The following is a 2,061-nucleotide window of genomic DNA, read 5'->3' as shown; positions in this document are numbered from 1 at the left end:
GGCGTGAATATATCGAATCTTGGCCTGTGGCGAACGGCGCAGCACGTGATTGCCGATGGCGTGAATGAGATGGGTTTTCCCCAGTCCGACGCCACCGTAAATGAACAGGGGGTTATAGCTGGTACCGGGGTGCTCGGCGACCTGAATGGCGGCTGCCCGCGGCAGTTGGTTGGCGTGACCGGACACAAAGGTTTCGAAGGTGAAGTGGGGATTGAGTTTTCCGGTGTCGTTCAAGCGCGGGGCAATCGCCTTAGGCGGCGAGGTCATCGGGCTCTCGGCAGGCGGTGCCGCCACGACATTCTGCTGCAGGGTTAGGACGATTTCGATGTCGCCGTTGCCTGAGGAGCGCGCCAAGTCTTCGATCGCGCCCAGAAAGCGCTCCTTGATCCATTGCAGCACGAACCGGTTCGGCGCCGCTAGGGTCAGCCGGCTTCCTTCACTAGTTACGTTCAAAGTCTGAATCCAGGTTCGGAACTGTTGGGGGGGAAGTTTGCCGCGGAAATAATCCAGGCAACTGGACCAGAAGCCTTCCATGTCGAGCAGGTTTCCAGAGGGGGTCGGTAGAATCGGGCGAACACCGGCCAATCGTGCGACGGCGACGCGCCGGGAGGTTCTAGGGCGCAAAGACGTGGAAGCGGATCATCGACTGAGCGGAACACTGCTCAAGAGCGCGAGGCAACTATCCACAAATGACGGCGGCATTGTAGCCAACAGCGTACAACTTATCCACAGGAAGTGCGGGTCGCTTTGCGTTGACAGCAAGGGATACGCAGGAGTCTAATACGCGGCTTTTGTTTTAGCGGAGTGGAGCGTCATGAAGAGGACATATCATCCGTCGAAGGTGCGGCGCAAGCGCACCCACGGCTTCCGGGCCAGGATGGCAACGACTGATGGCAGGAAGGTATTGCAGCGCCGGCGTGCGAAGGGCCGCAAGCGATTGGTGGTCTAGGTTTTCGACTCAGGCCGGAGTTTCGGCTTAGCGGCGCCGCGCAGTACAAGCGCGTGCTGACCCAGGGCGCACGCAAGAAGAGCGCAAAGGCTATATTTGACTTGAAGCTCATCGCCAATGGCGTGGGCGGGGCCCGGCTTGGGTACATAGTACCCAAGCGTTTGACGCCCGCTGCGGTCCAGCGCAACCGCATCAAGCGACAGATAAGAGAGATCTTCCGGCAGGTACGCGCGGATCTGCCGGCGGTAGATTTGGTCGTACGCCAGATTGCTGCGGTGAAACTGATGCGACGCACACAGATTCTGCACGAACTCAGCACTTTGTTTTCCTCAATCACAAATGCTCAATAGCGCTGCCCGAGCGGCAATCAGGGGATATCAGTTGTTGCTGAGTCCCTATTTTGGTCAGCGCTGCCGGTTCTGGCCCTCCTGTTCATCCTATGCGCTGGAAGCCATCGAGCGACATGGCTTGATCAAGGGTGGTGCGTACTCCGTCAGGCGCCTGGCTCGGTGTCATCCCTTCCATCCGGGCGGTATCGATCCCGTACCTGGCACAAGCAGCGAAAACCGATGAACTATTTCCGAGACAACCAGCGGATGATCTTCGGGATCATCTTTATTACTACCGTATTCCTGCTGGTGGAAGCATGGACGCGCGATCAGCGCGGCCCGCTCGCGCCGACAGCCCCAAGTACACAGAGCGCTCCTCAGGCCGCCAGCGGGGGAAGCCCGGTACCTGCGGCGTCACCGGCAGCGGTGGCACCTCCACAGGGTGTGCTGAAGACGGGGCAGCGGGTCACGGTCCGTACCAATCTCATCGTCGCCGAGATCGATTTGAATGGTGGCGACCTTCGCCGCGTAGAGCTTTTGCGCCACCGCGATCCGGAAGACCGGTCAAAGAACTTCGTGCTGCTACAAGATGGTACCCAGGGGACTTATGTCGCCCGCAGTGGCCTCACGGGGGAAGGTCAGCCCAATCACAATACCGCCTTCAATGCCGAGCAAACGAGCTACGAACTGGCGCCGGGTCGCGATGAAGTGGAGGTGTTGCTGACCGCGCCGTTGTCAGATGGCGGGAGCCATACCAAGTCCTTTCGTTTCCGGCGTGGCAGC

General features: G+C 59.6%; 5 protein-coding genes. 4 read left to right on the top strand and 1 reads right to left on the bottom strand.

The window, feature by feature from the left end; all coding sequences use genetic code 11:
• A partial coding sequence (locus FJ147_28360) for a chromosomal replication initiator protein DnaA (GenBank protein MBM4259797.1) occupies positions 1-534 on the bottom strand: 534 nt, incomplete at its 3' end.
• Positions 535-814: 280 nt separating this feature from the next.
• Between FJ147_28360 and FJ147_28355 the strand changes: the two genes are divergently transcribed.
• The 4 genes from FJ147_28355 to yidC all read left to right on the top strand — a co-directional run.
• The gene (locus tag FJ147_28355; GenBank protein MBM4259796.1) at positions 815-949 is read left to right on the top strand and encodes a 50S ribosomal protein L34; all 135 of its coding nucleotides are present in this window, start codon (positions 815-817) and stop codon (positions 947-949) included.
• On the top strand, positions 937-1,299 hold the full coding sequence (gene rnpA, locus FJ147_28350) for a ribonuclease P protein component (protein ID MBM4259795.1): 363 nt from the start codon (positions 937-939) through the stop codon (positions 1,297-1,299). Before FJ147_28355 ends, rnpA begins: the two co-directional genes overlap by 13 nt.
• The gene (gene yidD, locus FJ147_28345) at positions 1,289-1,522 is read left to right on the top strand and encodes a membrane protein insertion efficiency factor YidD (protein MBM4259794.1); all 234 of its coding nucleotides are present in this window, start codon (positions 1,289-1,291) and stop codon (positions 1,520-1,522) included. Before rnpA ends, yidD begins: the two co-directional genes overlap by 11 nt.
• The coding region (gene yidC, locus FJ147_28340; protein MBM4259793.1) for a membrane protein insertase YidC at positions 1,519-2,061 on the top strand (543 nt) is incomplete at its 3' end. The genes yidD and yidC, both read left to right, overlap by 4 nt.

This window comes from Deltaproteobacteria bacterium, assembly GCA_016874775.1.
Lineage (GTDB): Bacteria > Desulfobacterota > Binatia > Bin18 > Bin18 > VGTJ01.
This window is presented reverse-complemented; position numbering and strand designations above follow the sequence as displayed.